The sequence below is a fragment of the Kribbella sp. NPDC050124 genome (assembly GCF_044460355.1).
GTDB lineage: Bacteria > Actinomycetota > Actinomycetes > Propionibacteriales > Kribbellaceae > Kribbella.
Genome location: NZ_JBITJU010000022.1, coordinates 79,640 through 105,897, shown reverse-complemented (window position 1 = coordinate 105,897; position 26,258 = coordinate 79,640). Strand labels below are relative to the sequence as shown.

Here is a 26,258-nt window from a genome sequence, read left to right as displayed (position 1 = left end):
AGGCCTCAGCCCCGTCCCTCCTAGCTCGGCAGGCCCGGGTATGCGGGCTTGAGACGGTAACACCAGTCCAAGTGTCTCGTGCCGCACAAGACAACACAGCACGAGGGTCACCAAAGGACGGTACGACCTGTTGTACAGGCTGTCACCAAGTCTGCCCTGCAGGGCCTTCTAGGAGTAGACGTGCGGAGCCAGCGTCGCGACGCAGCGCAGGTTCCGGTACTTCTCTGCGTAGTCGAGCCCGTACCCGACGACGAACTCGTCCGGCAGCTCCAGCCCGACGTACTTCACCGGGACCGCCATCTTGGCCGCGTCCGGCTTCACGAACGCGGTGCACAGCTCCAGCGAGGCGGGTTTGCGCGACTCCAGGTTGCTGACCAGCCAGCTCAGCGTCAGCCCGGTATCGATGATGTCCTCGACGATCAGCACGTGCCGGTTGGTGATGTCGGTGTCCAGGTCCTTCTGGATCCGGACCACCCCGGACGACTTGGTGCCCGACCCGTACGACGAGATGGCCATCCAGTCCATCTCCACGTGCCGGTTGAACGACCGGGCCAGGTCGGCCATCACCATCACCGCACCGCGCAGGACGCCGACCAGGAGCAGGTCCTTGCCCTCGTAGTCCCGCTCGATCCGTCCGGCCAGTTCCCGCAGCTTCGCCTGGATCTGGTCCTCGGTGTAATGGATCTTGGTCAGGTCCTTCTCGATGTCCGCCGCATCCACGCGATCAGCCTGTCACATCCGGGCCCAGGACGATGAATCCGCCCCGTCTTGCCGCCCGGACGCCCTGCGGCAGGTCGATCCAGCGCTGCCCCCGCCAGCCGGTGACCAGCGCGTCGACGGCGGCGATGTGCCCGGCGGTCAGATCCGTCGCCCGGCACCCAGCCTCCAGCGCAGCCTGCCGCAGCACCCGGGTCCGTACGGCGTCCGGCTCGGCAGCGAGCGTGCCGACGTCACAGTGCACCTCATTGTCAGTACGACGTACCGACGTCTCCGCAGCGTCCGCCGCGAGCATGTCCAGCGCATCCGCATCCGCCCGCAGCAGTCCCGCCGTACGGGCCAGTGCGTCGATCACGCCTGGTCCGAGCGCCTCCTCGAGCACCGGAAGCACCTCGTGGCGCACCCGGACCCGGATGTACTGCGGGTCCTCGTTGTGCGGGTCGTGCCACGGCCGCAGCCCGGACGCGATGCACGCAGCGGCCGTGGTCGCCCGCGGCAGCTCCAGAAATGGCCGACGCAGCAGACCGGCGATCGGCGCCATCCCGGCGAGCGAGCGCGCACCCGAGCCCCTGGCAAGCCCCAGCAACACGGTCTCGGCCTGGTCGTCTCGAGTGTGTGCGAGCAGTACGACGTCCGCCCCGAACTCGTCGGCCGCGTCGCGCAGAGCGTCGTACCGGGCTGTCCTGGCGGCTCCCTCGGGACCGCCCTCCGTGCCGACCTCGACGGCTCGCACCTGGACCGGATCGAGGCCCAGCGACCGACACTGGCCGGCAGCGACCTCCGCTGTCTCGGCGGAGTCGGCCTGCAGCCCGTGGTCGACGACGACAGCGCCTGCCCGCAGCTTGAGCTTTGAAGCCTCGAACGCGGTGGCGGCAGCAAGGGCCAGCGAGTCGGTGCCGCCGGAGCAAGCGACCAGAACGATGGTGCCCTGGGGCAGCTCGGACAGCGTGAGGCGCACGGCCTCCCGCGTCCGGGCTACGGCGGGGTGCAGCTTTCCCCTCCGGTGCTCGACGAGTTCCTCGGCGGCCGACCGGCTCGGCGGCTCAGCCGTGGAGTCGGGTGACCCAGGCATCGGGATTCGCGATCTCGTGCTTGGTGGGAAGGGTGTTCGGCCCGGTCCAGACCCGGTTGAAGCCCTCCATGCCGACCTGGTCGACCACGCGGCGGACGAACGCCGCACCGTCCTTGTACTGCCGCAGCTTGGCGTCCAGCCCGAGCAGCCGCTTCAGCAGCTGGTCCACCGGGTTGCCGCTCTGCCGGCGGGAGGTGAACTTGGACCGGATGGTGTCCACGGTCGGGATCACCGACGGCCCGACCCCGTCCATCACGAAGTCGGCGTGGCCTTCCAGCAACGACATGACCGCAGTCAGCCGGTCCAGCACCGCCCGCTGCTCGGGCGACTGCATCAGGTCGACCAGGCTCAGCTCGGCCTCACCCCGCACCGACCGCCCCAGCCGCTGCACGGCCTCCCGGAACATCGCTGCGTACGCCGACGGGTCCAGCTCGGCCTGGTCGAGGAACAGCGCGATCTCCGACCGCAAGTGGTCGCGCAGCCACGGCACCGCGGTGAACTGCACCCGGTGGGTCTCCTCGTGCAGGCACACCCACAGCCGGAAGTCTCGCGGTACGACGCCGAGCTCGGACTCGACGTGCATCACGTTGGGCGCGACCAGCAGCAGCCGTCCGGTGAGCCCGGGCCGGTCCGGATCGGGCTGGGACGGGTAGAACGGGTCGAACTGCCCCAGCACCCGGGAGGACAGGAACGCGAGCAGCGCACCAGCCTCGATCGCCGTCACCCGCGAGCCGACCGCGGACGACAGCCCGCCGGTCCGCTCGGCCTTCTCGCGCAGCTTGTCCGCCAGCGGCTGCAGGACGGTGCGGAAGCCGTCCGCGTTCGCCTGCACCCAGCCAGGCCGGTCCACGATCACCACGGGCGCGGTGGCCGAGGTGGCCTGCAGCCCGGTGAACTCGCGCACGTGGTGCTCCGAGTCGGCCGCGAACTGGCGCAGCTCGGCCACCACCTGATCCGCCTCGGCGCGGCTGACCGCCGGACCGGGCCGGAGCAGCTTGCGCGCCACTCCCGTCGCCAGCTGCCAGTCGACCATCTCCGCCGCAGTCGGGCCTTCCGTACTCATGTTCCGACCCTAGTCGTATGTCCCAACATGCGCCCGCCGTTCAGACCGCGCAGCCGCAATTGGCCAGGGCTGCGGCAGCTCTGTCGAGGGCTGCCCTGGCAGCCAGCGTCTTGGGGACCGGCACGCTGTCGGACGCGACAGCGAACACCAGGAGCGTGCCGGTGCGGTCCCGGACCATCCCGGCCAGGCTGTGGACTCCGGTGAGCGTGCCGGTCTTCGCCCGGACCAGTCCGGTGCCCGGACCAGTGCCGGCCACGCCGAACCGGTCCTCGAGGCTACCGGTGAACCCAGCGACCGGCAGGCCGGTCAGCAGGTGCCGCAGCTCCGGGTGGTCCTCGGACGCGGCCACCCGGACCGCACCAGCGAGCACGTCCAGCGGGACGTGGTTCGTGCGCGACAGGCCGCTCCCGTCCTCGATGGTGGCCTTGCTCACGTTCAGGCCGAGCTTGGTCAGCGTTGCCTTCACACCCAGGACTCCACCGGCGTACGAGCCGCCGTTCTTGGTCGCCAGGCCGACGTGCCGGAGCAGGACCTCGGCACCGTCGTTGTCGCTGTGCAGGTTCACGTACTCGACGATCTCCCCGACCGTGGGCGACGTGACCTGCGCAAGCGGCGTAGCGGTCGTCGGTGCGACCGCACGCTTCACCGCACCCGCCACCTTGATCCCGGAGGCCTTGAGCTGGGCCGCGAACGCGGTGGCCGCCGCCTGCGACGGGGAGGGCGCACGCTTAGCCATGCCTGGGCTCACCCGGCCCTCGTTGACCCAGAGCGCCGACGTGGGAGCCGCGATGCCTTCGGTGATGTAGTTGGGCTGCCATTTCGCATTCACCGCAGGTCCGGTGAACAGCGAGGCGTCGTACCCGAGCGTGACACTGGTGATGCCCTGCGCTTTGAGCGCCTTCGCCGTACTGGCCGCCAGGGTCTGCAGCGATGCCCGCGTCGGGTAGTCGGTGGGGTCGGTCTGGCGCTTCACGGTCAGCAGGGGGTCGCCACCGCCGACCAGGACGATGGAGCCCTTCGCGGCGCTGACCACCTTCGTGGCGAACGTGTGGTCGGCGCCGAGCGTCTCCAGCGCGGACACCGTCGTCAGCAACTTCAGCGTCGAGGCCGGCACGTACGGCGTCGCGGACCCGACCGAGAACACCGGCTTGCCGCGCGAGGCGTCGTACACGTAGATGCCCCGGTGCTTGCCCAGCGCCGGGTCGCTGAGGATCGCGGCCACCGCCTTCTGCACGCCGGCCGCGGTCGGCGCGACGCCCTCCGCCTTCGCCGGGGCCAGCACCACCGGCGCCTGGACCTGCGCGGTCGGGACAGATCCGGGTACGGCGCCTGCTCCGCCCGCCAGGCTCACGCTGAGCGCTGTGGCGAGCAGCGTGACGAACGCCGCACGAGGAGGACGGACCACCGGGCTGCTCCTGTCAATTCGTCGGTCGGAACCGTGACAGTATCTGCCGTATGGAGTTCGACGTCTTCATCGAGATTCCCAAGGGCACCCGCAACAAGTACGAGCTGGACCACAAGACCAACCGGCTCCGGCTGGACCGGACCCTGTTCACGGCCACTCAGTACCCCTCCGACTACGGATTCATCGAGGACACCCTGGGCCAGGACGGCGACCCCCTGGACGCGCTGGTGCTGCTCACCGAGCCAACCTTCCCCGGGTGCCTGATCCGCGCCCGCGCGATCGGCATGTTCCGGATGACCGACGAGAAGGGCCCGGACGACAAGGTCCTCTGCGTCCCGGCCGGCGACCCGCGGCAGGAGCACCTGCGCGACATCCACCACGTGCCAGAGTTCGACCGGCTGGAGATCCAGCACTTCTTCGAGGTCTACAAGGACCTGGAGCCGGGCAAGTCCGTCGAGGGCGCGACCTGGGTCGGCCGCGCCGACGCCGAGGCCGAGATCAGCGCCTCGTTCGAGCGGCTCAAGACCGAAGGCCACTGAGCACCGGCCGGGCTACCAGCCGATCAGCGAGTACGGCGTAGCGTCCGGCCGGCGGCGCCGGACCCGGGGCATCGCGGAGGCGAGTTTCGCCTTGCTGCACAAGAGTTTCATCACGGGCGGCCGAAGAAGTCCGGCGGTTCCCAGTAGTACACGCTGTCGATCCGCACCCGCGTGCCGGTGCGCGGCGCGTGCACCATCCGCCCGTCGCCGAGGTACATCGCGACGTGGTGGATCGTGCCCGGGTCGTCGGGGTCGGTCGACCAGAAGATCAGGTCGCCCGGCCGTAACTCGTCCTCGTCGATGTGCCGGACCTGCTCGTACTGCGCGACGCTGTAGTGCGGCAGGTACACCCCGGCCTTCGCCCAGGCGCCCTGGGTCAGGCCGGAGCAGTCCCAGCGCGACGGCCCGGTGCCACCCCACAGGTACATGTCACCGATCTGGTCCAGCGCGAACTCGATCGCGGCACTCGCCCCCCTCCGAGTCGGACGGTCGTCCTCGCGCGGCCGGTCGGGCTGCGTCTTCTGCGGCGGCTTCTTGGTCGGGTTCTCTCGCTGCTCCCGCTGCTCCTCGCGCCGCGCACGCTCCTCGCGAGCGCGCTCGGCCGCTTCCCGGGCCCGCTCGGCGGCCTCCCGGGCGGCGATCCGGCGGCGCAGCTCGGCCGCCTTCTTCGCGGCGATGGCGGCGGCTCGCTGGCGCGCAAGCTCCTCGAGCCCCCGCTGCCGCTGGGCGGCCACCTGGACCGACGTGTTCTGCAGTACGGCGAGCTGCGTGATCGCCTGCTTCCGCTGGACGCCCATCGCGGTCACCGCGGACGCCTGCGCCTGCTCGGCCGCCTCGGCCGCGGCCTTCGCCTTGGCCGCGTCGTCGGTCGCCTTCTTGACCTTCTTGACGGCCTCGTCGGCCTGCACCTTGAACAGGTTCGCCATCACCTGCGTCGCGGTGAAGCGCAGGTACGAGCCTTGCATCGCGGCCGACACCGAACGAGCCGCGCCGGCCGAGTCGAGGAGCTGCTGCGGACCTTCCGCGGTGAACAGCGGCGCGAGCTTCGCCACGTCCCCACCACCCTGGTACGACGCCGCGGCGAACCGGCCGATCTGCTCCCGCTGCGCCCTCAGCGTCTGCTGCGCCTTGGCCGCCCGGGCGGCCGCCTGCGCGGCCTCGGTCTTCGCCTGCTCCAGCCGGTAGACGGCGCCGTTGTACGCCTCGTCGGCGATCCCGGACGCGACTCCGAGCTGCTCGAGCCGGGCGTTCGCGGCGGCCAGCTGGTTCTCGATCGCCTTCACCTGGACGGCCTTCGCGGTGGCGGCCTGCTTGGCCCGCTCGACCGCGGCCTTGGACGGAATCACCGGCGGCTTCGGCTTGGCCTCGGCCTGGACCGGAATCACGGCCGTCGAGCCGGCCAGACAGACCGCGAGCACCCCGGAGAGCAGCGCTCTGCCGGTCTTCCCGGTGCTCGCGACCCGCCCGCCGGACGAGGCCCTCGAGGGCGTCCGCATCGGGGTCGTTCCTTCCGCCGGTCACGAACCCCTTCCCCAGGGTTCGTGAACTTTTGGTCCTCCTGGACCACATACGTGACACTAATTGCCTGCAGCCCCATTGGGAACACTTTTCACACAAGTAACTTTGTTTCACCTGCGTGTCGACTTGACAAACTACAAGCTTGTAATTCCGCGAAATGGTCACCGGGCGCAACGAAACGGCGCCCGTCCGGCATCAGCCGGAGGGCGCCGTATCGCGGTCGAAGCGATCAGCGCAGGGTGTAGGAGGCGACGACCGGGAGGTGGTCGGACGCCGGCGAGACCGGGACGGACACCTTCGTCGGGCGCAACTGGGCGCTGTGCAGCAGATAGTCGATCCGGGCGGTCGGGTTCTCCGCCGGAGAGGTGTAGCCGGGTCCGGTCCCGACTGCCGGCCAGGTGTCGCCCAGCAGCGCGGTCAGCGTCTTGATCTCCGGCGTGTCCGGCCTGGCGTTCAGGTCGCCGACCAGCATGGTCGGCTGCTTCGAGGCGCCCAGCAGCTCGACCACCTTCTGAGCCTGTTCCAGCCGCTCGGCGTTGTTGTTGTGCGTCAGGTGGGTGTTCGCGAACCGCAGTTCCGCCCCACGCACCTTCAGCGTCGCGACCGAGAGTCCGCGCTGCTCACCGGTCGGGTAGAGCGGCAGCAGGGTGTTGGTGAAGTCCTTGATCGGGTACTTCGACAGGATCGCCGTACCGTACTGACGGCGCGGCTCGCCCGGGTTCAACGGCGGCAGGTCGAGGTTGGCGGCGTACCCGTAGTGCATCTTCAGCCGCTGGGCGAACCAGGCCGGCTGGTCGACCCAGTTGCTCCGCTCGCTCCAGTGCCGGTCCACCTCCTGCAGCCCGATCACGTCCGCACCGGACTTCTCAAGCAGTACGGCGATCCGCTCGAGATCCAGGACGCCGTCGATCCCGGCGCCGTGGTGGATGTTGTAGGTCGCCACGGTCAGCGGACGACCGGGCCGGCCGGTCGTGTCCGCCTCGGCGGCGGCCGCAGTAGGTAAGAGCATCAACAATCCCGCAACAGTCCCCAGCACCAGTTTGCGCATGCCCTCATCCTGTCGGGTCGTCGGCGACCCCCGCACGACGTACGGGTGTCGCCGACCTGAACATCAGCGCGTCAGCCGAGCGACCGCGCCCTTGGCGCCGGACGCCCAGCAACCCGCCTTGCTCCCGTACCCGGCGCACTCGACGCTGTCGAAGCTGCCGTCGTAGAACTGCTTCCAGCTGCGTCCGCCGTCGTAGCTGACATCGCTGCCCGACGGACCCACGGCGACGACGGTAGCGGGAGTGTTCGGCACGAACGCGGACCCACTCCGGTAGCCCTTCGGCGCCTTGTCGGCCGGGACCAGCTGCCAGCTGCGGCCCCCGTCGGACGTCACCGACGCGGCCTTCACCGCCTCGGTCGGTTTCAGGAAGTCACCGCCGACCGCGACGCCGAACAGCGAGTTGCGGAAGGCGAGGCTGAAGATGCCGGCCGCCTCACCGCTGGCCATCGGGGAGTCGGCGACCGTCCAGTGCTTGCCTCCGTCAACGGTCCGGAACACGCGCGGCCGATCGCCGCCGCCGGTCGCGAACCACGCCGTACGCCCGGAGCCCGTGACCAGGCAGGTCCCGCTGGCCGCGAACGCGAACTCACCCGGCAGCGCGGCCGGCATCCCCGCCGTGGGCTGCACCGTCCACGACTTGCCGCCGTCCGCGGTCGCCAGGATCCGGAACTTGCCGTCGACCGGGTCGCTCAACGCCAGGCCACGCTTGTTGTCCCAGAAGTCGAGGCAGTCGTAGAACGCGTTCGGGTCGGGGTTGCGGAACGTCTCGGTCCACGACTTCCCGCCGTCCACGGTCCGGTAGACCCGCGAGTCCGTGCCGTTCCCGATCGACAGCACCACCGCGCGCTTCGCGTCGAACGCCTCGACGTCGCGGAACTGCACGGTCTCCGCCCCGGCTGGGCTGACGTTCTGCCAGCTCTTGCCGCCGTCGACGGTCCGCAGCACCTGCCCGCCGGACCCGCCGACCCACGCGACGTCATTGCTCACCGCGGCCAGCCCGCGGAACTGCGCCGTACTCCCGGTCGGCGTCAGCTCCCACTTGTACGACGGCCCGCCGCTCGCCTGGGCGGGGACGAGCTGAGACATCAACAGCAGACCTCCTGCCGCAACAGCGGCCACACGCAGGATTCTCATGCCGGGAACCTAGCCCAGATTCACACCCCGGTCAGCCGGAAAGACTGAGCAGAATTGCCGTTGCAGGTCAGTTGGACCAATTGGGTGCTGTCGGCGGTGGAGCCGTTCGGGACGGTCAGGCATTTGTTGCTGAGGCGGCTGACGAAGTGGAAATAGCCGTCGCCTTCCGATACTGCTTTCCACTGCTGGTTCGCGCCGCCGCCGTACGTCCACAACTGCAGGCCGGCATTGTCGGCGGACGACACGTTGGTGACGTCGATCGACTTGGTGGCGTCGTTGCGGTTGTTGACCCGGGTGAATCCGTCGGACGTGGGCTGGAACTGGTACTGCTGTGCCTGCGTGCCGTTGCAGCTGTACTGCTGGATGACAGTCCCGTTCGCGGTCCCGGCGGCGCGGGCGTCGACGCACTTTCCGTTGCCCTTGTTGGCGATCGAGTACCACGTGGTCGGTGACGGCTGGTCCACCGGCGGCGTCGTACCGGCGCCGCCGAGCCACTTGAGCGCGTCCATCATGAACTGGTTCTGGGCCGGGCTGTCGAAGGTCGAGGAGAGCCGGGTGTCGGTCTCGTAGTTCATCGCGTTGTGGCCGAAGTTGGCGTAGATCATCTTGTAGTTCTTGTTGGTCCAGACGATCGGGTAGTAGCCGCTGTACCAGGTCTGGTTCGGGTCGGTGCCGACCGGGAAGCTGGACGGGTCGATCGAGGCCAGGATCTGGATGTCGGCGTTGGTCCGCAGGTCGTTCTGCCAGCTGTACCACTCGCTCACCGACGAGCGGAACGTCGCGCCGGTGTTCACCAGCGACGGGTGCGTCCGGTTCTCGGCCTTCAGCGTGACCGCGGTCGGTCCCCAGGTGTTCGACTTGAACCGCCCGGTGCCGAGGAAGGTGTTGTTGAACCACGGCCACCCGCCGCTCGCGTCGTTGTACGCGGTCACGTGGAAACCGAAGAAGGCGCCGCCGCTGTTCATGTACCGCTGGAACCCGGTCCGCTGCGCGTCGGTGTGCGGCGAGTCGTCGAGAAACATCACCACCTGGTACTGCGAGGCGCTCAGGTTGTTCAGCTGGTCCCAGTTGCTGGTCGCCGTGTAGGTGAACCCGTTCTGGGCCCCGAACTGCGGGAACCGCTGGTTCGCCTCCTTCACGAAGTCGATGTGCGCGGGATCCCAGGTGCCGCTGTAGAACGCGAGCACGGTGAAGGTCGCGGCCGGTTGCGCGACCGCCGTACTGCCCGAGACCAGGCAGAGCAGCATCGCAATCAGGGCAGGCAGCAGTTTCCGAGCGGGCATGGGCGGATCCCCTCAGTCACGGAGTAGTTACGCAGTGAGATTTCAGAACTTAAATTAACTCATGACGAAAACCCGGTAAAGAGCCCGCCGGTCCCGGAACTCTTGCCGTCCGACCGTGCCGCTGTCACCCTGAGCCACCGACGTTCGAAGGGGGCCCCTTCCGTGGACGAGTCCGTGCTCACCTCGGTCCTACTGCCGATCGCTCTCGTGATCATCATGCTCGGCCTCGGCCTCACGCTGACCGTCGCGGACTTCAGCCGGGTACTACGGATGCCGCGAGCGGTCCTGGTGGCACTCGGCGTCCAGGTGATCCTGGTGCCGCTGATCTGCTTCGGCCTGGTCAAGCTCTTCGATCTGGAGCCGGCCCTGGCCGTCGGCATGATGCTGCTGGCCGCCTCCCCCGGCGGTACGACGGCCAACCTGTTCAGCCACCTGGCCGGCGGCGACGTCGCGCTCAACGTCACCCTGACCGCGGTGAACTCGGTCCTCGCCGTGATCACCCTGCCGATCGTGGTCAACCTGTCCCTCGACCACTTCCTCGGCGACGGCGAGATCGGCCTGCAACCGGCGAAGATGCTGCAGGTGTTCGCGATCGTGCTGGTCCCGGTCGCCCTCGGCATGCTGATCCGCAGCAAGCTGCCCGCGTTCGCCGACCGGATGACGCGTCCGGTGAAGATCGGCTCGATCGTGGTCCTGGTGCTGGTGATCTTCGCCGCGATCTACAGCGAGCGCGACAACTTCCTCGACTACCTCGCCGCGGTGGGCGTGGTCGCCGTACTGCTGAACGTCCTCAGTCTCGCTCTCGGGTACGCCGTACCGCGGCTGGCCAACCTGAGTGAGCGGCAGTCGATCGCCTGCTCGATGGAGATCGGCATCCACAACGCGACACTCGCACTCACGATCGCGCTGAGCCCGGCGCTGCTCGGCAACAGCGAGATGTCCATCCCGGTGGCCGTCTACGGCATCGTGATGTTCTTCCCGACCGCGCTCTTCGCGTTCTACCTGAGTCGCCGGACGGCGGTTCAGCGCGCCGGATCGAGTGTCTGACTTCCCAGCACCGACAGGAGCTGCAGCTTCTCCGCGCTCTCGCTGCCCGGCGTCGCGGTGAACACGACGAGCGTCTGCTGCTGATCACGGTTGTCGATGACCTCGCAGTACAGCTCGAGCTCGCCGACCACCGGGTGGTTGAAGTGCTTGGTCCGGCTGTGCGCGACGCCGACTTCGTGCCGGTCCCAAAGCTCGGCGAACTCGGGGCTGAGCTTCTGCAGCGCCTTGACGAGGGTGGCGGCGTACGACTTCGGGCCGTCCGCGGTGGCGACCGAGCGGAGCATCGAGACCAGCATCCGGCTGTGGGTCGCGACCTCCTGCTCCAGGTACAGCGTCCGGGACGCCGGATCGGTGAACCACCGGTAGGCCTCACTGCGCTCGAAGCCCTCGTAGTTGGTCTGCTCGCCGGCGAACGCGACGTGTGCCGGCGTCTGCGCGAGGGTGTCACCGCAGCGGTTCAGCAGCATCGCCGGTGTGTCCTGCAGCCGGTCGAGGATCCGCAGCATCCCCGGGTCGACGTGACACGCCCGCGTCGTCCGCGGCGGCGTGCCGTGACCGGCAAGCACGAACAGGTGGTCCCGCTCCTCCGTCGTCAGCCGCAGCGCACGGGCGATCGCACCCAGCATGTCGACCGACGGCTGTGGTCCTCGGCCGCCCTCGAGTCGGCTGTAGTAGTCGGCCGACATCGACGCCAGCGCCGCGACCTCCTCACGTCGGAGGCCAGGCGTACGGCGACGCCGTCCGCGCGGCATCCCGACGTCCTCGGGCTGCAGGGCCTCGCGTCGTTTGCGCAGGAAATCTGACAGGTCGCCGTACTCCATGTCATCCAGTCTGTCGGACGTCTCCGCGTTATCCAGGGCTTGCCAATCCGTGGTTAACGGCAGCCTGGTTACCGTCGCCGGGCTCGCGAAGGCTGGAGCCATGAAAACGACTGGCAACACGATCTTCCTGACCGGCGGCACGTCCGGGATCGGCCTCGAGCTGGCCCGGCGGTTCCGCGACCTCGGCAACACCGTGATCATCAGCGGCCGCCGCAAGGACCTGCTGGACCGGATCGCCGCCGAGGACGGGATCGCGGGTATCACCCTCGACGTCGCCGACCCGGACTCGATCACGGCCGCCTTCGAGACGGTCACGACCGAGCACCCCGACCTCAACGTGGTGGTCACGATGGCCGGGATCATGGTCGAAGAGGACCTCCGCGACCCGGCGCACCTGACCACGTCCGAGCAGATCATCGACATCAACCTGCTCGGCACGATCCGCACGCTCACCGCGTTCACGCCGTACCTGCTGACCAAGCCGGACGCGGTGATCATGACCGTCTCCTCCGGGCTGGCGTTCGTGCCGCTGGTGGACACCCCGACGTACAGCGCGACCAAGGCCGCCGTCCACAGCTACACGCAGAGCCTGCGGATCCAGCTGGCCGACACCGGCGTCCAGGTGATCGAGCTGGTGCCACCGGCCGTCCAGACCGGCCTGCTGAACGGCGTACCGAATCCGGAGTGGATGCCGCTCGACGAGTTCGTCGACGAGTCGGTCAAGCTCATCCAGGACCAGCCGGACGCCGAGGAGATCCTGGTCAACCGGGTCCGTTTCCTCCGCGACGCCGAACGCGAGAACCGCTACGACACAACAGTCGCTGCCCTGAACCACTCGCGCTGAACCATACTTGGTGAGTACGCAGAATCGGGGGCGGTGAGGCGTGTGGCGGAGACGATCGGGCGCGAGACTCGTGCCCGCCACCTGCTGCGCTGGTGGAGGCGTCGTTTCCAGCCGCCCGCCGAGCCCTTCGACACCGTGTGCAGGGAGCTCATCGACGCCAACGGCGGTCCGGCCCTGCGGGCGCACCTGTACCGGGACGACCCCGGCCACGAGCAGGAATCGGAAGAGCGAGTAGTCGCCGACCTCACGCTGCTCGTGCTGCACCCGGCCGAGGACGAGCTGACCACGGAGATGCGCCGGGTCGTGGTCGTGGCCGCCGCGCTGGGCGATCATCCGGTCGCCCGGATCGCCCAGCGCAAGATCTTGGCCGCCGGCGACCAGACCCTCGTCGACGAGGTGTACGAGCTCGCGGACCACGTGCCACGGCTCGCCGACTTCTGCCGGGAGCATGACCTGACGCCGTCCGAGCCGGCTCGGCGGGCCGTTTTCTGGCTGATGACGGGTGAGTACGACAGGTACCGCCGCGCCGATCCGTACGGCGCGGCGGCGGCTGCGGCCTACGCGGCGGCCGACGGCGAGGTGCGGGCCCGCTTACGGAGCGCGGCGATCGACGGTGGCCTCTTCGAGTTCCTTCGCCGGATGGTGGAGGACCCCGGTGAGTTCGCCGCCCTGCTGCGCGGCGAGCAGTTCACCGAGCTCAGTGCCGGCCTCGCCCGGCACGAACGCTGGAGCCTCCTGTGGGAGCTGCTGTCCGAAGTACCGCTCGCCACGGCCGTCGAGCGCTCCCGCCTGTTCCCCGCCGACTGGCGACCCCCGACCCAGGAGGGTCGACGTCGGCTGGACGAACTACGGTCAGCACACAACTAGTCGGACAGCTCCTGCTCGATGCGTTCGACCTTGGCGGCGAGCTGACCGGTGTACCCCGGCCGAATGTCGGCCTTGAGCACCAGGCTGACCCGAGGCGACACGGCCGCGACCGCATCGACCGCCTGCTTGACCACGGCCATCACCTCGTCCCACTCCCCCTCGATATTGGTGAACATCGCGTTGGTTTCGTTCGGCAAGCCGGAGGCGCGGACCACGCGGACGGCCTCGGCCACCGCCTGACTCACGCCCCCGGTCTCGTCACCACCGGACGGGCTGATGCTGAATGCAACGATCATGCATCCAGCTTGCCAGCCTCTTCCTCTTCAGCCGCACGACTAACGCTGAAATCTTGCAGTCCTGCAGGATTCACCGCTTGAGCCGCGGCAGCCAAGCAGGGACGGTACGGCGGTACTGCTCGTACTGAGCGCCGTACCGCTCGAGCAGCACGGGCTCCTCGTACCACCGGACGAAGGACGCCATCACGGCCCACGCGAGCACGCCGTACCCGAGAATCCAGGGATCCAGGAAGGTCAGGGCCTGGCCGAGGATCGCCGTGACGACGCCGACATACATGGGGTTGCGGACGAAGCGGTAGTCGCCGCCGACCACGAGCTCCTCGGTGGGCGCGACGGGCGCCGGCGTACCGCGCCCCTCCCGGACGAAGCGCACGAACGCACGCAGTACGACGTACGCGCCGGCGGCCACCAGCACCAGACCGGGCCAGAACCGGGGCGCGGCCCATCCGCTGATCCACCAGGGGATCAGCCCACCGACGACACAGGGCGCGGCGAAGAAAAACGCCGTACTGCCCAGCACGGCCTTAAGCATCGTCGAGCCTCGCGATCACCCGGCCGGACAACTCACAGAACATCTCGAGCTCGGCCGGACTCAGGTCGGCGAACCAATCGGCCACCGCGGCGAAGTCACCACTGTCACGCTCCCGCCAGTACTCCGCACTGTGGTTCGTTGCTGACAACAACTTGCGCCGCCGGTCGGCGGGATCGGGCTCGACCTGCAGCAGGTCCTTGCGAACCAAGGCGGCGACGATCTGCGCGACGTTCTGATGCGTGCTCCCCAACGCGGCGGCTGCCTCGGCCAGCGACGGCCTCCCCATCGCCGTCACCACCGTGATCAGGGCGGCCTGCTGAGTGGTGAGCCCGTCCGCCCGCAGCCGCTCGTCCATCGCGTACCGCAGCTTCTGGGCGAGCATCAGGGTCGTCCGGAACGCCTGCACCGACGGCGGCAACGGCGAGCCCGCGCCGATCCCGAACAGCTCGGGGGTCTTGCTGGACGATGACATAGGCAATATATTACCTATCATCGCCGAAGGGGGCAATGATGATCTGCCTGCTGCCGCACTGCGCCTACCTGTCCGAGACCTCGCGGATGCTCGAGCTCCATCGAGCCCTGACCGCGCTCGGACTCCGGGTCCGCGTCGCGACTCACGGAGGTCCGCACGAGCGCCTGCTCGCCGCGACCGGGATCGAGTACGACGTCCTCGGCCCAGGCATGTCCGCCGCCCGCGCGGCCGCCTTCGTCGGTTCGGCCGCCGGCCTCGGCGATCCCCGGCAGAGCATGTACGACGACGCCGAGATGGGCACGTACGTGCTGGCCGAGGCGGACTACTTCCGGGCCCACGGGATCACTGTCGCCGTCACCGGCTTCACCGTGACCACGCTGCTGTCCTCGCGGCTGGCCGACGTACGCGTGATCACCGAGCACGCGGGCAGCTTCGTCCCGCCGGTCTTCGCGCGCCGCCTCCTGCCGGCGCCGACGCATCCGGTGGACCCGCGGCTGGCGCACGCTCCTGACTGGCTCGCGCGGTTCCTCGTGAACGGGGCGATGCACCGCACCACGGCGTACTGCGGCGGCTTCAACCGGGTGGCTGCATCGCTCGGCATCGACGGGATTCCCAGCCTGGCCGCGCTGTTGCTCGGGGATCTCTCAATCGTGCCGGAGATCCCCGAGGTGCTGGGCGTCTCGGCCGAGGAGGTGGCCGCCTGGCGTCCGGGGAAGGGCTATCGCCCGGGCTCGGCGCTCCGCACGGCCGGCCCGTTGTACGCGCATCTCGACGTTGGAGTGCCGCCCGAGGTGCAGCAGTTCCTCGACAAGCCGGGACCGGTGGTCTACCTCGCGATGACCTCGACCCCACCGGCAGCCGTGCGTACGGCGATCGCCGAGCTCAGCCGCCTCGACGTACGGCTCCTGGTCGCGGGCACGATCCACGACCTCAGCGACCTCGCCACCGACCGGATCATGATCCACGGCGTGCTGCCCAGCCATCTCGTGATGCCGCAGGTCGACCTCGCGGTCACCACCGGCGGCCAGGGCAGCGTGCAGACGGCGATGGCCTCCGGTACGCCGCTGCTCGGTATCCCCCTGCACATCGAGCAGGACCTGAACGTCGTACTCGTCGAACGCCTCGGCGCAGCCCGCCGCCTCGGCCGCTCCGCCATCCTGGCCGACCTCGCCACCCGGATGCTCGACGACAAGAGCCACCTCGCCGCCGCCGAGCGAATCCAGAAGCTGTACGCCGCCGTCGACGGCCCGAGCCTGGCCGCGGAGATCATCGCCCGGCAGGTCTGAGTTCTGTCCGGTTCGGCCTGGATCCTTCGACGTCTCTGCTGACAACCCCAGCAGAGAGGACGACCTCATGAACGTCACCCCGCTTCGCGTCTGCGGCATCGCGGCCGGACCGTTTTTCCTTGCCCTGTGGGCTGCACAGGCCTTCAGCCGGGACGGCTTCGATCCCAGCCGACACCCACTCAGCTTGCTCGCCCTCGGCAGCGCCGGCTGGATCCAGATCGCAAACTTCGCCATCACCGGCGCCCTGTTCGTCACCGCGGCAATCGGGCTGCGCGACCAAGGCCGCTGGCTACCACGCTTCGTCGCCACCCTCGGCTTCGGCCTCATCGCAGCCGGCGTCTTCGTCACCGACCCCGGCGCCGGCTTCCCCGCCGGAGCCCCCGAAGGGCGGGTCGATCCAAGCTGGCACGGCATACTGCACGAGGTCGGCTTCGCCATCGTCCAACTCGCCTGGCTCGCCACAGCCCTCACCGTCGCCAAACGCACCACCGGCCTGGCGAGATGGTCAACCGTCGCTGTCATCGCGCTGACAGTCACCATCGCCGCCTGGCCAAACCTCGACACTCTCAGCATCCGCCTCGTCATCGCAACCGCGATCCAGTTCGCCTTCCTGGCCGCGATCTGCGCCCCACCGGGCTCGTTGCAGACCCAGATCAGTGCAGCGGGATTGCGATGACCTGGCCAACGTCGGCGCAGACGCCGCAGTTGGAGATGTACGCCTTGCCGTCCCTGATCGCCAGGCCGGTGGGCATCGTCAGGCCTGTGCTCGCGACGACCGTCCGCTCGCCGTTCTTGCCGACCCGGATGAGTGCACCGGTCGGGTCACCCGACAGCAGGCCGTTGTGCGCGATCTCCAGCACGTAGAGTGCACGGTCCGGTCCGAACGCGATGTCGATGATGTTGGTGAATCCGCCGGCCACTACCTCGGGCTGTCCGCCGGACCCGATCCGGTAGACGTTCGCGCCTCCGACCGGGAACGGGAACCCGGTGAGCTGACCGACATAGAGCGCGCCGTCCGGGCCGCGGGTCACCGTCGTCGGCACCGCCTGCATCGGGATGTCCGGGCCGCCGAACGGATTCGGCACCAGCCGGGTCGGGAAGACGGCCAGCGTGGAGATGCGTCCGTGCGAGCGCACCCCGAGCAGAGAGTTCCCGCCGGCATCCGCGACGACCTGACCACCCTTCGTCACCAGCAGGCCCTGCGGATTGGTGTCCGGCAGTCCGCCGTCCGGGTTGGCGGAGAGCTCGTACGCGCCGATGTCCGCGACCAGCTTGAACGTTCCCTTGGACGCCTTCGCACGAATCAGTGTCCCGGCAAGCTGTCCGTTCGCAGGCAGCTGACTCCGGAGGCCCGGGTCGTCGCCGAGACCGAGCGTCACGTACAGGTTGCCGGAACCGTTCAGCCCCACGTCGGACGGTCCGAACACCTCGTCCGTGCCCTGCAGGACGAAGGACGGGAGTCCAGTGAGGACTCGGGTTTGATGCCCTCGTTTCACCTGGGTGACTGCGCCGGTGGCGCCGTAGCAGATCTGCCCGAGCGGATGCGGGATACAGGGCCCGGCGCCGCCGACACCTGCCTCGGCGACGTAGAGCGTCCCGTTCGGAGCGAATCCCAGGCCGCGCGGACTGTCGAGGCCGGAGGCGATCACCCGCCACGCAGTCCCGTGTGCGCCGGCCGGCACGACCGGCAGGACGGCGAGACTCAACCCCGTCATCAGTGCTGTGACCAAGACCACCAAGCGTCGGAACATGTCCCCTCCCAAGGTGTGACAACCCCCTGTCACTCCCGAGTCTGCGCGAGTTCGTCCCTGCCGTCACGGGTTCGCGACGTGCTTGACCTGGGTCACGCGGCGACTGCTGGAGATGCATAGTATTGCTATGTATATTGGGTGGACGTGAGTGAGAGTGAGCTGACGCGGCTGGGTGTGGAGTTGGTGGTGGCCTCGGCGCGGTTGACGCGGTTGGCGGCGCGGGATGTGAGTGCGTTGCCGCATGCGGCGATGCGGTTGCTGGGGCGGCTGGACGAGCTCGGGCCGACTCGGATCAGTGAGCTGGCCAAGGCCGACCGGTGCTCCCAGCCGACGATGTCCAACCTCGTGCAACGCCAGGAAGACCAGGGCTGGGTACGGCGCGAGCCCGATCCGGCCGACTCCCGCGCCAGCCTGATCAGCCTCACCGACGCCGGGTACGCCGAACTGCAGCGCGCCCGTCAGGAAGCCGGCGCGGCCGTCGCCGCCCGCCTCCGACAACTCCCCGCGACCGACCTCGCCACCCTCGAAGCCTCGGTCGCCATCGTGCACAAGATCCTCAACCTCGAGTCATTGGAGGCCTCGCCCCGGTGAGCAACTCGTTTCTGAAGCAACCCAAGTCCGTCTGGGCGGTCGCGTTCGCCTGCGTGATCGCGTTCATGGGCATCGGCCTGGTCGACCCGATCCTGAAGCCGATCGCCGAGCAGTTGCACGCCAGCCCGTCGCAGGTGTCGCTGCTGTTCACCAGCTACATGGCGGTCATCGGTGTCGCGATGCTGATCACCGGCGCGGTCTCCAGCCGGATCGGCGCCAAGCGCACCCTGCTCATCGGCCTGGCCATCATCGTCGTGTTCAGCGCCCTGGCCGGCCTGTCCGACTCGATCGGCGCGATCGTCGCCTTCCGGGCCGGCTGGGGCCTCGGCAACGCGTTGTTCATCGCGACCGCGCTGGCCACGATCGTCAACTCGGCCAGCGGTTCGGTCGCCGAGGCGATCATCCTGTACGAGGCCGCGCTCGGCGTCGGCATCGCGGCCGGCCCACTCGTCGGCGGCGAGCTCGGGACGATCTCGTGGCGCGGTCCGTTCTTCGGCGTCGCCGTACTGATGACCATCGCGCTCACGGCCACGGCCTTCCTGCTCCCCGCGTCGCCACCGGCACAACGCCGTACGTCGATCGTCGAGCCGCTGAAGGCGTTGCGGCACAGGTCTTTGGCGACGGTCGCGATCACGGCACTGCTCTACAACTTCGGGTTCTTCACGTTGCTCGCGTTCACGCCGTTCCCGTTGGCGATGTCGGCGCGGCAGATCGGGCTGATCTTCTTCGGCTGGGGCATCGGGCTCGCGGTCACCTCGGTGTTCGTGGCGCCGCGGCTGCAGCGCTGGTTCGGCACGCTGCCGGTGGTGATGACGGCATTGCTGCTGTTCGCCGCGGACCTCGCGGTGATGGGCGTGTACGCACACCACAAGGCGGTCCTCGCGGTCGGCGTGATCGTCGCGGGCCTGTTCCTCGGCATCAACAACACCCTGATCACCGAGGCCGTGATGGCAGCCGCCCCGGTCGAACGCGGCACGGCGTCGGCGGCGTACTCCTTCGTCCGCTTCTCCGGCGGCGCCATCGCCCCCTGGCTGGCCGGCAAACTCGGCGAGGAGCTCAACGTCCAGATCCCCTTCTACGTCGGCGCCTTCGCCGTAGTCCTCGCCGTAGCCACCCTCGCCACCGGCTGGAAGCCCCTCTCCCACCTCCGCACCCCAACCACCCACTCAAAGCTCGAAGCCCAAGCCCTCACCGCCGCCGACGCCTGAGGAGCCATACCAAACGGTATGGTACGGTCCGAGCGTGGTGACGCGGACCGAGTGGCTCGAGGCTGGGTTGGAGTTGCTGGCGGCGGAGGGGGCGCCGGCGGTGACTATTGAGCGCCTCACCGGGAAGCTTGGGGTCACCAAGGGGTCGTACTACCACCACTTCAAGGGCGCCGCCGGGTTCCGGACGGCGCTCTTGGCGTACTTCGAGGCACAGTTCACCACGCGGTTGATCGACACCGTGGAGAGTGCGCCGGACGCGGAGCCCCGGGCCAAGTTGCAGCACCTGATGAAGCTGGTGCTGGCGGATCCGGACAGCGCCGAGTTGGAGATCGCCGTACGGGCGTGGGCCCTGCAGGATTCCGAAGTCCGTGCTGCGCAGGAGCGGGTGGACCGGGCCCGGACGGAGTACCTGAAGGGTCTCTGCCGTGGGCTGACGACGGACGTGGATCCGGACCGCTTCGCCGAGTTGCTCTACCTGATCCTGATCGGCGCCGAACAGGTGCTGCCGTCGGTGCGGAAGGACGACCTGCGCGAGATCTACGCGATGACCCTGCGACTCGCGACCGGCGAGACGCTGATCGACTAGGAGGCCCGCCATGCCGACTCGCACCGACTTGCCTGAGATCGAGGACCTGCTGGCTGACGTCGACGTCGTCGATGTGAAGACTGTGCGTGGCTCGGTGTCGTTGCGTGAGTTCACCGCGGGCGCGTTGGGGTACTCGCCGCTGTGGATCAAGGGGTTGTTCGCGGTCCGGATGGTGGTGGCGCAGGTGCTTCGCCTCGACACGACCGGGATCCCGGACTCGCGCCGGCTGCGGCCGGAGACCGTCAGCTTCACGCCGGGCGACAAGGCGTCGTTCTTCACTGTCGTCCGCGGGGAGGAGGATCACTACCTCCTGCTCGAGATCCAGGACAACCACCTGACCGGCTGGCTGGCGATCATCACCGACAACGCCCAGCCGGTGAGCGAGTTCAAGGTCGTCACGCTGGTCAAGTACCTGCGGACGGCCGGAAGGCTCTACTACAACCTGATCCGGCCGTTCCACCATGTCGTGGTGTTCAGCATGGCTCGCGTGGGCGCCAGGTCACTCGCGTCCCGCTAGCAGGGAGATCGGCTGCGGGTTCGTGGCTCGATGCGCGGTCACGGCCGCTGCGGCGCCGACCACGACCATCGCGGCGGCGAAGATCAGACCCAGCAGGCGCCACGGAATCGCCAATGCTGCAAGGCCGTACGGCCCCGCGGCGATGCCAGCCAGCGCCGCGCCGGCGACGAGTGACCCAAGCAGTACGCCGATGATCACGACGGCCGCGGATTCGACCAACGCGACCTGGACGACCTGGCCTCTGGTCAGACCGGCCATCCTGGCGAGCGCGAACTCGCGCCGCCGGTCGGCCGTGGACATCACCACGGCATTGACGACGGCAACGGCGGTGAAGATCCCGGCGAGGCCCATCAACGCGGCGAAGAGACCGGAGTTGCTGCGCTGCTGCGCTTCACCCCTCTCCCGAGCCCATTGCTCGACGGTCTGCGCGTCGGCGATTTCGTGGCCCGGAGCAACCTTCACAAGCGTCTCGGTCCGGCCGCCGGCGGGCAGCAGGGTGCGCGGGACAAAGAAGTTCTCGCTGACGTCCAGCGTCTCCGGCATGATCGCAACCACCTTGACCGGCAGCTTTCTGTTGCCGAGCGCAATGGTCAGCGTCGAGCCGAGTTTGTAGCCCTCGGCAGCCATTCCGGGGCCGATGGCAATCGTTCGTCCGACGAGGCGATCGAGCGATCCCTTGCGCGGCCGGAGCTTGTGCGTCTGCTGGTAGGCAGCGGGATCGATCCCGATCGCCTCGGAGTAGATGGTCCGCGTTCCGCGCGTGACAGCGACCGGTACGGCGGTCTGCGGTGAGGCGACCTCGATCCCCGGTCCGGCCGGGACTGCGTGGTCGACGACGAGATCGGCGGTGATCAGTCGCTCCTGCTCCACGCCGACCGCTTTGGCCAGCGACCCGAACGTTCCCCACAAGCCGACCACGAGACTGACCAACACGATCAGGGGCGCTGCGGTGGCAGCACTTCGCCGTACCGCATGAAGGATGCCGGCTCGGGCGAGGTCGGTGATCAGGTTGCCGCGGAGAACGGCAGCGGGGAGGCGGCCGGCCAGCGGTACGACGACCGGGCTGAGCTGACTGAGGGCGATCGAGCCGCTGATCATCACGACGAGGCCGATCATCAACCCGGCGACGAGATCACGCGCCGCCTGCGCGGCGATCACCAGCAACACCGTGCACGCTGCCGCCGAGAGTCCCCAGAACCAACGCCACGCGGTCATCACTCGCATCGCCCTGGGTGAGTCGGTGATTGCGTCGAGCGCACTGACTCTCGAGGCGCGCCACGCAGCAGTGAGTACGCCGATCAGCGCCGTACTCATGCCGACGATCATCGCGGACCACATCGCACCCTGCTCCCAGGGCGCGTGGAACCACTCCGGAAGCATGCCGAGCTCGATCAGCAGGTTGGACTGCGCCCAGGTGCCGAGCAGTCCGATGAGTACGCCGATCGCGGTCCCCAGCAGACCGAGCAGCACTGCCTCACACATCAGCATCAGACTGACGTATCCACGCTGCGCTCCGATGAGCCTCAGCAGCCCGAGCTCACGCCGCCGCTGCACCACAGTGAACCCGAAGGTCGTGCTGACGATGAACACGGTGAGAAACACCGCCAGCATCACCGACATCCCCATCAACGTGGCTGCGCCGACGTACCCCTCGCGCACCCGGACGCGCTCGTAGGCAGACAGCCCGGACGGCAAGACCGGCCGATCCGTCGCCGCCAGCACCTGCATGCCGGACTGCACCAACCCGACCCCGAGCGCGACAGCGACCACGGCCCCCGCAAACAACTGCCACCTGTCCCGCATCGCCCCAACCGACAACCTCAGCATGCGTCCAGCCAACCGCGCCGCAGCCGACTCCACCCGGTCCCGCGAACCCCACCCGTGGTAGCCCGCGCGCTACCACCCCACCGACTTTGTGCTCCAACCGAGCATCCTGGCGCCGCCAAGATGCTCGATCCGTGCACAAGGTGGCTACCGCAGGACCTCCAGGAGTGCGGAGAGGTCGGCTGGGGCCACCTCGTGGGCACCGATCAGTGCCTGGAGGAGGAGTCCGTCGAGGGCGGCCACCAGCAAGCGTGCTTTGTGCGGGTCGGCGGTGAAGGCCCGGGCGATCTCGGTCAGGGGTTCGAGCCAGGCTCCGGCGACCTCGCGAAGGTCCGGCCGGCGGGCGGCGTACAGGTAGAGCTCGTAGACCGCGAGGGTCCGCCCACGCCGACGTCCCAGGCTGTGCTCGATCACCCGCGCCAACTCGTCCGCCGGCCGGGCGCCCAACTCGCTCCCCCACTCGTGCAGCTCGGCCGCGAGATCCTCCGCCGCCCAGGTCAGCGCATCGACCAGCAGATCGTCCAGCGTCGGGAAGTGGTACGTGATCGACGCGACCGACACATCCGCCTCCGCGGCCACCGCGCGATGGCTCACACCTGCGACTCCGTCGCGCTCGACGACGGCCAGCGTCGCCCGCAGCAGCTCGCCCCGCCGCTGCTCACCACGCATCCGGCGGCCGTCGACACCCCGTCTGACCTGCACGAACAGCAAACTATCAGGACGTTTGTACGGATTGTTTTTGGTCCCCGGAATCGCGGGAACGCCCGGTTTCCGGCGCTTAGGCTCGGATTTCGTGGCCAACGACATCAGTACGGCGATGCGCCGAGCACTCAAGCGTGCGGACGACGGCAAGACACTCGACCCGGCCGAGGCGGAGGTCCTGCTCGCCGCCACCGGCGACGCGCTGACCGCCTTGATGGCGACCGCGGCGCGGGTCCGCGACCAGGGCCTGGCCGACGCCGGCCGGACCGGGATCGTCACCTACTCGAAGAAGGTGTTCATCCCGCTGACCCGGTTGTGCCGGGACCGGTGCCACTACTGCACGTTCGCGACCACGCCGGGTCGCGTGCACTCGCCGTACCTCTCGCCGGACGAAGTGCTGGAGATCGCGCGGCAAGGTGCGGCGCTCGGCTGCAAGGAGGCGCTCTTCACCCTCGGCGACGCGCCCGAGGAGCGCTGGGACGCGGCGCGCACGTGGCTCGAGGAGGCCGGGTACGACAGCACGCTCGACTACGTGCGGGCGATGGCGATCCGGGTGCTCGAGGAGACCGGGCTGCTGCCGCACCTGAACCCGGGCGTGATGAAGTGGCAGGACCTGCAGCGGCTGAAGCCGGTCGCGCCGAGCATGGGCATGATGCTGGAGACCACGTCGCGCCGGCTGTTCGAGGAGAAGGGCCAGCCGCACTTCGGCTCGCCCGACAAGGACCCGGCGATCCGGCTGCGGGTGCTGGAGGACGCCGGCCGGTCGAACGTCCCGTTCACCACCGGGCTGCTGATCGGCATCGGCGAGAACCTGACCGAGCGTGCCGACTCGATCTTCGCGCTGCGCAAGATCGCCCGGCAGTACAACGGGATCCAGGAAGTCATCATCCAGGGGTTCCGGGTGAAGCCGGACACCGCGATGCGGAACGACGACGACGTACCGCTGGACGAGTGGCTGGCCGCGATCGCGGTCACCCGGATCGTGCTCGGGCCGCGGGTGCGCGTCCAGGCGCCGCCGAACCTGGTCGACCTGGCGGAGTGCCGGGCGCTGCTCGACGCGGGGATCGACGACTTCGGCGGGGTGTCGCCGCTGACGCCGGACCATGTGAACCCCGAGCGGCCGTGGCCGCAGATCGACGACCTCGCGAAGGTGAGTGCGGACGCCGGGTTCGTGTTGCGGGAGCGGCTGACCGCGCACCCGGAGTACTTGCGTGAACCGTGGCTCGACCCGCGGTTGATCTCGCACGTCGAGGCGCTGGTCGATCCAGCGACCGGGTTGGCGAACGAGTCGGCGCTCCCGGTCGGTCTGCCGTGGCAGGAGCCGGACGGCGGCTGGGACAGCGTTGGCCGGACCGACCTGCACACGGCGATCGACACCGAGGGTCGCCGTACCGAGACTCGCTCGGACTTCGACGCCGCTTATGGCGATTGGGATGTGCTGCGCGAAGACGTCGAGGCGCGCCGGGCCGCCGAGGCGGGTGTCGCTGCCGGCGCATCGCCGGAGCGGATCGACGCCGAGGTGAGGGCTGCACTCGCGGCCGCCGAGCGCGACCCCGCTGGCCTCTCCGACGCCCAGGCGCTGACGTTGATGACGGCAACCGGTCCCGCGCTGGACGAACTGGCGCGGATCGCGGACGACTTGCGGAAGGCAACGGTCGGCGACGACGTCACGTACGTGGTCAACCGGAACATCAACTTCACCAACGTCTGCTACACGGGCTGCCGGTTCTGCGCGTTCGCCCAGCGGCGGACCGACGCCGACGCCTACTCGCTGTCGATGGACGAGGTCGGCCAGCGCGCCGAGGAAGCCTGGGTGATCGGCGCCACCGAGGTCTGCATGCAAGGCGGCATCCACCCGGACCTGCCGGGGACGGCGTACGCCGACCTCGTCCGCGCGGTCAAGGACCGGGTCCCCGAGATGCACGTCCACGCGTACTCGCCGATGGAGATCGTCAACGGCTCGGTCCGGACCGGGCTGTCGATCGAGGACTTCCTGATCTCGGTGAAGGAGGCCGGGCTGGACAGCATCCCCGGCACCGCGGCCGAGATCCTCGACGACGACGTGCGCTGGATCCTCACCAAGGGGAAGTTGCCGACGGCAACCTGGGTCGAGGTGATCAGCACCGCGCACAAGGTCGGGCTGCCATCGAGCTCGACGATGATGTACGGCCACGTGGACGCGCCGCACCATTGGGTGCAGCACCTGCGCACGATCGCCGCCGTCCAGGACCGGACCGGCGGGTTCACCGAGTTCGTGCTGCTGCCGTTCATCCACCAGAACTCGCCGATCTACCTGGCCGGGGTCGCCCGGCCGGGTCCGACGTACGACGAGAACCGCGCGGTGCACGCGATGGCGCGGATCATGCTGCACGGGCGGATCGACAACATCCAGTGCTCGTGGGTGAAGCTCGGCGTCGACGGCTGCGTCGCGGTGCTGAACGGCGGCGTCAACGATATCGGCGGCACGCTGATGGAGGAGACGATCAGCCGGATGGCCGGCTCCAAGCACGGCTCCCGCAAGTCGATCGCCGAGCTCACCGCGATGGCCACCGCCGCCGGCCGCCCGGCCCGCCAGCGCACCACGACGTACGGCGAGGTCCCGTCCCGCCCGGCACTCGAACTCGCCTGAACCCCGCCGGCCAGGCTTGCTCGGTGGCGGGTTATGTGACCGATGGCGTGCTACAACCCGCCACCGGTGCAACAGCCCGCTACTGGTCGAGGGATGCAGGCTGCTTGCTCAACAGGGGAAACGCCGGCCGCGCCTGGTGTCGGTCGCCACCTCACTGGCGACCGGCACCGTAACGGCACGGCCGGCGTCCTGCTGTTGCCCCGAGAGGGCAGTCGGCCCGAAGGAGGGCGGGCCCGGTGTCTCATTCCGTGACCGGCAGGGGAGGTACAGTCCGGTCCCGGACGGGAGCACTTCCGGGTTCCACCTGGAGCCTGTGTCGGCGACCCGTCCGTCGCCGACAGCAGAACGTTGTCATGCGGCCACAGCGCCGGACCATCCCCCGGATCAAACATTTGCATTGCCTTTGAACAAGGCAACACTGAGTGAACGAATCCTCACTTTCCGTACATCTGTTGCCTTCCGCAACAACAGGAACACTGCGAGCTCAACCACCTGAGTCGCCTGTA

Annotated in this window: 26 protein-coding genes; 11 read left to right on the top strand and 15 right to left on the bottom strand. The window is 68.8% G+C overall.

Annotation, left to right across the window (positions count from 1 at the left end; genetic code table 11):
• Nucleotides 1-168: 168 nt before the first annotated feature.
• The 4 genes from hpt to dacB are packed head-to-tail and all read right to left on the bottom strand — an operon-like array spanning nucleotide 169 to nucleotide 4,257.
• Nucleotides 169-720, bottom strand: coding sequence for a hypoxanthine phosphoribosyltransferase (hpt, locus tag ACIBL3_RS36105; protein WP_360517698.1), 552 nt, complete (start codon nucleotides 718-720; stop codon nucleotides 169-171).
• A gap of 4 nt (nucleotides 721-724) precedes the next feature.
• Nucleotides 725-1,789 (bottom strand): tRNA lysidine(34) synthetase TilS, encoded by a 1,065-nt coding sequence (gene tilS / locus ACIBL3_RS36100; RefSeq protein ID WP_396358376.1) that lies wholly within the window; start codon nucleotides 1,787-1,789, stop codon nucleotides 725-727.
• Complete coding sequence (locus tag ACIBL3_RS36095) at nucleotides 1,761-2,852, bottom strand: zinc-dependent metalloprotease (protein WP_396358375.1); 1,092 nt, start codon at nucleotides 2,850-2,852, stop codon at nucleotides 1,761-1,763. Before ACIBL3_RS36095 ends, tilS begins: the two co-directional genes overlap by 29 nt.
• Nucleotides 2,853-2,892: 40 nt before the next feature.
• Nucleotides 2,893-4,257, bottom strand: coding sequence for a D-alanyl-D-alanine carboxypeptidase/D-alanyl-D-alanine-endopeptidase (dacB, locus tag ACIBL3_RS36090; RefSeq protein ID WP_396358374.1), 1,365 nt, complete (start codon nucleotides 4,255-4,257; stop codon nucleotides 2,893-2,895).
• Nucleotides 4,258-4,307: 50 nt separating this feature from the next.
• On the opposite strand from dacB, the gene ACIBL3_RS36085 reads away from it, so the two are divergent.
• Nucleotides 4,308-4,796 (top strand): inorganic diphosphatase, encoded by a 489-nt coding sequence (locus tag ACIBL3_RS36085; RefSeq protein WP_396358373.1) that lies wholly within the window; start codon nucleotides 4,308-4,310, stop codon nucleotides 4,794-4,796.
• A gap of 110 nt (nucleotides 4,797-4,906) precedes the next feature.
• On the opposite strand, the gene ACIBL3_RS36080 is transcribed toward ACIBL3_RS36085, so the two are convergent.
• The 4 genes from ACIBL3_RS36080 to ACIBL3_RS36065 form a co-directional block, all read right to left on the bottom strand.
• Complete coding sequence (locus ACIBL3_RS36080) at nucleotides 4,907-6,292, bottom strand: C40 family peptidase (RefSeq protein ID WP_396358372.1); 1,386 nt, start codon at nucleotides 6,290-6,292, stop codon at nucleotides 4,907-4,909.
• 251 nt (nucleotides 6,293-6,543) lie between these two features.
• Nucleotides 6,544-7,362, bottom strand: a complete 819-nt coding sequence (locus tag ACIBL3_RS36075; RefSeq protein WP_396358371.1) for an endonuclease/exonuclease/phosphatase family protein — start codon at nucleotides 7,360-7,362, stop codon at nucleotides 6,544-6,546.
• Nucleotides 7,363-7,425: 63 nt separating this feature from the next.
• Nucleotides 7,426-8,496, bottom strand: a complete 1,071-nt coding sequence (locus ACIBL3_RS36070) for a WD40/YVTN/BNR-like repeat-containing protein (protein ID WP_396358370.1) — start codon at nucleotides 8,494-8,496, stop codon at nucleotides 7,426-7,428.
• Between the two features lie 20 nt (nucleotides 8,497-8,516).
• Entirely contained in the window at nucleotides 8,517-9,779 is a 1,263-nt protein-coding gene (locus ACIBL3_RS36065) for an RICIN domain-containing protein (RefSeq protein ID WP_396358369.1), read from the bottom strand.
• Between the two features lie 162 nt (nucleotides 9,780-9,941).
• Here ACIBL3_RS36065 and ACIBL3_RS36060 point away from each other — a divergent pair, with 162 nt between their 5' ends.
• The gene (locus ACIBL3_RS36060) at nucleotides 9,942-10,826 is read left to right on the top strand and encodes a bile acid:sodium symporter family protein (RefSeq protein ID WP_396358368.1); all 885 of its coding nucleotides are present in this window, start codon (nucleotides 9,942-9,944) and stop codon (nucleotides 10,824-10,826) included.
• Here ACIBL3_RS36060 and ACIBL3_RS36055 read toward each other — a convergent pair.
• Complete coding sequence (locus ACIBL3_RS36055; RefSeq protein ID WP_396358367.1) at nucleotides 10,802-11,647, bottom strand: helix-turn-helix transcriptional regulator; 846 nt, start codon at nucleotides 11,645-11,647, stop codon at nucleotides 10,802-10,804. The two genes, ACIBL3_RS36060 and ACIBL3_RS36055, sit on opposite strands and share 25 nt — an antisense overlap.
• 100 nt (nucleotides 11,648-11,747) lie before the next feature.
• On the opposite strand from ACIBL3_RS36055, the gene ACIBL3_RS36050 reads away from it, so the two are divergent.
• Both ACIBL3_RS36050 and ACIBL3_RS36045 read left to right on the top strand, forming a co-directional pair.
• Nucleotides 11,748-12,491, top strand: coding sequence for an SDR family oxidoreductase (locus ACIBL3_RS36050; protein ID WP_396358366.1), 744 nt, complete (start codon nucleotides 11,748-11,750; stop codon nucleotides 12,489-12,491).
• A 33-nt stretch (nucleotides 12,492-12,524) separates the two neighbouring features.
• Entirely contained in the window at nucleotides 12,525-13,358 is an 834-nt protein-coding gene (locus ACIBL3_RS36045) for a hypothetical protein (RefSeq protein WP_396358365.1), read from the top strand.
• On the opposite strand, the gene ACIBL3_RS36040 is transcribed toward ACIBL3_RS36045, so the two are convergent.
• The 3 genes from ACIBL3_RS36040 to ACIBL3_RS36030 all read right to left on the bottom strand — a co-directional run bounded on the left by ACIBL3_RS36040 (nucleotide 13,355) and on the right by ACIBL3_RS36030 (nucleotide 14,658).
• Nucleotides 13,355-13,654, bottom strand: coding sequence for an MTH1187 family thiamine-binding protein (locus ACIBL3_RS36040; RefSeq protein WP_396358364.1), 300 nt, complete (start codon nucleotides 13,652-13,654; stop codon nucleotides 13,355-13,357). The genes ACIBL3_RS36045 and ACIBL3_RS36040 overlap by 4 nt on opposite strands.
• A 70-nt stretch (nucleotides 13,655-13,724) precedes the next feature.
• Complete coding sequence (locus ACIBL3_RS36035) at nucleotides 13,725-14,186, bottom strand: methyltransferase family protein (RefSeq protein WP_396358363.1); 462 nt, start codon at nucleotides 14,184-14,186, stop codon at nucleotides 13,725-13,727.
• Nucleotides 14,179-14,658: a MarR family winged helix-turn-helix transcriptional regulator gene (locus tag ACIBL3_RS36030; RefSeq protein WP_396358362.1), complete on the bottom strand. Its 480-nt coding sequence runs from the start codon at nucleotides 14,656-14,658 to the stop codon at nucleotides 14,179-14,181. Before ACIBL3_RS36030 ends, ACIBL3_RS36035 begins: the two co-directional genes overlap by 8 nt.
• A 38-nt stretch (nucleotides 14,659-14,696) precedes the next feature.
• On the opposite strand from ACIBL3_RS36030, the gene ACIBL3_RS36025 reads away from it, so the two are divergent.
• Together ACIBL3_RS36025 and ACIBL3_RS36020 are read left to right on the top strand one after the other, a co-directional pair.
• Nucleotides 14,697-15,944 (top strand): glycosyltransferase, encoded by a 1,248-nt coding sequence (locus ACIBL3_RS36025; protein ID WP_396358361.1) that lies wholly within the window; start codon nucleotides 14,697-14,699, stop codon nucleotides 15,942-15,944.
• A 67-nt stretch (nucleotides 15,945-16,011) separates the two neighbouring features.
• A complete protein-coding gene (locus ACIBL3_RS36020) occupies nucleotides 16,012-16,620 on the top strand; it encodes a DUF998 domain-containing protein (protein ID WP_396358360.1) in 609 nt (202 codons plus the stop codon).
• On the opposite strand, the gene ACIBL3_RS36015 is transcribed toward ACIBL3_RS36020, so the two are convergent.
• A complete protein-coding gene (locus ACIBL3_RS36015; protein WP_396358359.1) occupies nucleotides 16,598-17,695 on the bottom strand; it encodes a ScyD/ScyE family protein in 1,098 nt (365 codons plus the stop codon). The genes ACIBL3_RS36020 and ACIBL3_RS36015 overlap by 23 nt on opposite strands.
• Nucleotides 17,696-17,839: 144 nt before the next feature.
• Between ACIBL3_RS36015 and ACIBL3_RS36010 the strand changes: the two genes are divergently transcribed.
• From ACIBL3_RS36010 to ACIBL3_RS35995, 4 genes are read left to right on the top strand one after another with little or no spacing between them, the layout of a single operon-like run.
• Nucleotides 17,840-18,286, top strand: a complete 447-nt coding sequence (locus tag ACIBL3_RS36010; protein WP_396358358.1) for a MarR family winged helix-turn-helix transcriptional regulator — start codon at nucleotides 17,840-17,842, stop codon at nucleotides 18,284-18,286.
• Entirely contained in the window at nucleotides 18,283-19,494 is a 1,212-nt protein-coding gene (locus ACIBL3_RS36005; protein WP_396358357.1) for an MFS transporter, read from the top strand. The genes ACIBL3_RS36010 and ACIBL3_RS36005 overlap by 4 nt, the downstream gene beginning before the upstream one ends.
• 34 nt (nucleotides 19,495-19,528) lie before the next feature.
• A complete protein-coding gene (locus ACIBL3_RS36000) occupies nucleotides 19,529-20,080 on the top strand; it encodes a TetR/AcrR family transcriptional regulator (protein WP_396358356.1) in 552 nt (183 codons plus the stop codon).
• A 10-nt stretch (nucleotides 20,081-20,090) separates the two neighbouring features.
• Nucleotides 20,091-20,597 (top strand): DUF2867 domain-containing protein, encoded by a 507-nt coding sequence (locus ACIBL3_RS35995; protein WP_396358355.1) that lies wholly within the window; start codon nucleotides 20,091-20,093, stop codon nucleotides 20,595-20,597.
• Here ACIBL3_RS35995 and ACIBL3_RS35990 read toward each other — a convergent pair.
• Both ACIBL3_RS35990 and ACIBL3_RS35985 read right to left on the bottom strand, forming a co-directional pair.
• Nucleotides 20,580-22,424 (bottom strand): FtsX-like permease family protein, encoded by a 1,845-nt coding sequence (locus tag ACIBL3_RS35990; protein ID WP_396358354.1) that lies wholly within the window; start codon nucleotides 22,422-22,424, stop codon nucleotides 20,580-20,582. The two genes, ACIBL3_RS35995 and ACIBL3_RS35990, sit on opposite strands and share 18 nt — an antisense overlap.
• A 144-nt stretch (nucleotides 22,425-22,568) precedes the next feature.
• The gene (locus tag ACIBL3_RS35985; protein ID WP_396358353.1) at nucleotides 22,569-23,123 is read right to left on the bottom strand and encodes a TetR/AcrR family transcriptional regulator; all 555 of its coding nucleotides are present in this window, start codon (nucleotides 23,121-23,123) and stop codon (nucleotides 22,569-22,571) included.
• A 115-nt stretch (nucleotides 23,124-23,238) separates the two neighbouring features.
• Between ACIBL3_RS35985 and ACIBL3_RS35980 the strand changes: the two genes are divergently transcribed.
• A complete protein-coding gene (locus ACIBL3_RS35980; RefSeq protein ID WP_396358451.1) occupies nucleotides 23,239-25,752 on the top strand; it encodes a bifunctional FO biosynthesis protein CofGH in 2,514 nt (837 codons plus the stop codon).
• Nucleotides 25,753-26,258 lie beyond the last annotated feature (506 nt).

Excerpts from the sequence above, each read along its gene's own strand:
- ACIBL3_RS35995 (WP_396358355.1), top strand. The coding sequence starts at position 20,091 with ATGCCGACTCGCACCGACTTGCCTGAGATCGAGGACCTGCTGGCTGAC.
- ACIBL3_RS36035 (WP_396358363.1), bottom strand. The coding sequence starts at position 14,186 with ATGCTTAAGGCCGTGCTGGGCAGTACGGCGTTTTTCTTCGCCGCGCCC.
- ACIBL3_RS36070 (WP_396358370.1), bottom strand. The coding sequence starts at position 8,496 with ATGAGAATCCTGCGTGTGGCCGCTGTTGCGGCAGGAGGTCTGCTGTTG.
- ACIBL3_RS36030 (WP_396358362.1), bottom strand. The coding sequence starts at position 14,658 with ATGTCATCGTCCAGCAAGACCCCCGAGCTGTTCGGGATCGGCGCGGGC.
- ACIBL3_RS36075 (WP_396358371.1), bottom strand. The coding sequence starts at position 7,362 with ATGCGCAAACTGGTGCTGGGGACTGTTGCGGGATTGTTGATGCTCTTA.
- ACIBL3_RS36055 (WP_396358367.1), bottom strand. The coding sequence starts at position 11,647 with ATGGAGTACGGCGACCTGTCAGATTTCCTGCGCAAACGACGCGAGGCC.
- ACIBL3_RS36080 (WP_396358372.1), bottom strand. The coding sequence starts at position 6,292 with ATGCGGACGCCCTCGAGGGCCTCGTCCGGCGGGCGGGTCGCGAGCACC.
- ACIBL3_RS36015 (WP_396358359.1), bottom strand. The coding sequence starts at position 17,695 with ATGTTCCGACGCTTGGTGGTCTTGGTCACAGCACTGATGACGGGGTTG.
- ACIBL3_RS36095 (WP_396358375.1), bottom strand. The coding sequence starts at position 2,852 with ATGAGTACGGAAGGCCCGACTGCGGCGGAGATGGTCGACTGGCAGCTG.
- ACIBL3_RS36065 (WP_396358369.1), bottom strand. The coding sequence starts at position 9,779 with ATGCCCGCTCGGAAACTGCTGCCTGCCCTGATTGCGATGCTGCTCTGC.
- ACIBL3_RS35980 (WP_396358451.1), top strand. The coding sequence starts at position 23,239 with ATGCGCCGAGCACTCAAGCGTGCGGACGACGGCAAGACACTCGACCCG.
- tilS (WP_396358376.1), bottom strand. The coding sequence starts at position 1,789 with ATGCCTGGGTCACCCGACTCCACGGCTGAGCCGCCGAGCCGGTCGGCC.
- ACIBL3_RS35990 (WP_396358354.1), bottom strand. The coding sequence starts at position 22,424 with ATGCTGAGGTTGTCGGTTGGGGCGATGCGGGACAGGTGGCAGTTGTTT.
- ACIBL3_RS36050 (WP_396358366.1), top strand. The coding sequence starts at position 11,748 with ATGAAAACGACTGGCAACACGATCTTCCTGACCGGCGGCACGTCCGGG.
- ACIBL3_RS36085 (WP_396358373.1), top strand. The coding sequence starts at position 4,308 with ATGGAGTTCGACGTCTTCATCGAGATTCCCAAGGGCACCCGCAACAAG.
- ACIBL3_RS36025 (WP_396358361.1), top strand. The coding sequence starts at position 14,697 with ATGATCTGCCTGCTGCCGCACTGCGCCTACCTGTCCGAGACCTCGCGG.
- ACIBL3_RS36020 (WP_396358360.1), top strand. The coding sequence starts at position 16,012 with ATGAACGTCACCCCGCTTCGCGTCTGCGGCATCGCGGCCGGACCGTTT.
- ACIBL3_RS36040 (WP_396358364.1), bottom strand. The coding sequence starts at position 13,654 with ATGATCGTTGCATTCAGCATCAGCCCGTCCGGTGGTGACGAGACCGGG.